Annotated in this window: 1 protein-coding gene and 1 pseudogene; both read right to left on the bottom strand. The window is 57.8% G+C overall.

Annotated features, from left to right (window positions below; all coding sequences use genetic code 11):
* Positions 1–46 precede the first annotated feature (46 nt).
* Positions 47–667: an RICIN domain-containing protein gene (locus ACFY8U_RS36225; protein ID WP_389576405.1), complete on the bottom strand. Its 621-nt coding sequence runs from the start codon at positions 665–667 to the stop codon at positions 47–49.
* A gap of 363 nt (positions 668–1,030) precedes the next feature.
* Positions 1,031–1,295: pseudogene (locus ACFY8U_RS36230) on the bottom strand (transposase); the annotation flags it as partial.

Consider the following 1,295-nt stretch of genomic DNA (forward strand, 5'->3'; position numbering starts at 1 on the left):
GCTCAGTGGCTGCAATTTGTCGCCCCTGCGAACATATGAAGGCAGGTTAATTGAATGTGGCAAGTTCGCCTGCGTAAACCCAGCGGAATCTCGCGTTCCACCCACCCGGCCCCGTGTACTGGACAAGATTCGCCCCGTCCGCCATGGAAGCGTTCTGGATGTGCCAGTAGAAGTTAGAGGCAACGCCTCTGATTTCATAGTGCTCGCCAGGACCCACCATGTTGTACGTGAACTGCTGGCTCGGCGTGGCATTGCATTTTTTGATGACGAGCTTTTCGTTGTTATAGGGGCCGGTCCGGGAGATGCAACCAGGTACCATAGCGCCATTTGTGGCCCTGATGTTCTTGAGTAGCATATAGGATTCCACTCCGTTTCCGAAGTCGATCGTCCTGAACATCTGCAGTTTCGCGAGGTAACTAGTAAGGTTAGTTCCTCCCGGCGTATTCTGGCGGATCTCAGCCCCTTCGTTCAAGCTGGCTACCGTGAGTGCCTTAGCGCTGTGTAGTGGCTTGATGTGGTAGTACTCCGCGCTAACCCGTCCCCCTAAGAAAGTGTCAGCGCTGGCGGTGGGGGCATTGACTGCACTCATACCGACAATCGACATAGCAGCAACTCCCGCAGCTGCAGCATTTTTCGCCATACGGCGACGGGAAATGAATGAACCCATAACGGTGCTGACTCCTCAGATGCAAACGGACTCAAAAAGGATGTCTCCAATTCAGTGGAGACATCCCTGGTCGAGGGCTGGGAGTCCTTAGACTTGATCGATGCAAACCACAAACCCCGCTATCCCTCATCCGTAAAGCAATACGGATTCCGTGCTGGACTGGATCAGCCGTTGTTCGACAGTCTTGTAACAGACCCACCAGGACGTATCGAGCGGTGTAACTGGGGTGGTTGGGGTTACTGGCGGGCTGCGGAGAGTCGGCCGTCGAAGGTGATGTCGAAGGCGTTCAGGGCGGTCTTCCAGCGCAATGGTCCAGCGGGCCTGTCCCTTCCCGGTGGGGTCGAGCGACATGATCGCCGTCTCGACGGCGTCCGGCAGGCCCTTCAGGCCGTCGCAGACGAGCATGAGGACGTCGTTCACGCCGCGGTTCTTGATCTCGGTGAGGATGTGCATCCAGTGCTTGGCACCCTCACCGCCGTCGCCCGCCCACAGCCCCAGGATGTCCCGCCGGCCCTCGACAGTGACGGCCAGGGCAACGTAGATCGGCCGGTTCGCGACGGCGCCATCGCGGATCTTCACGTGGATCGCGTCGATGAAGACCACCGGATAAACAGGGCGGTTTCCATCA

The organism is Streptomyces sp. NPDC012508 (genome assembly GCF_042902595.1).
Lineage (GTDB): Bacteria > Actinomycetota > Actinomycetes > Streptomycetales > Streptomycetaceae > Streptomyces.

Excerpts from the sequence above, each read along its gene's own strand:
- ACFY8U_RS36225 (WP_389576405.1), bottom strand. The coding sequence starts at position 667 with ATGGGTTCATTCATTTCCCGTCGCCGTATGGCGAAAAATGCTGCAGCT.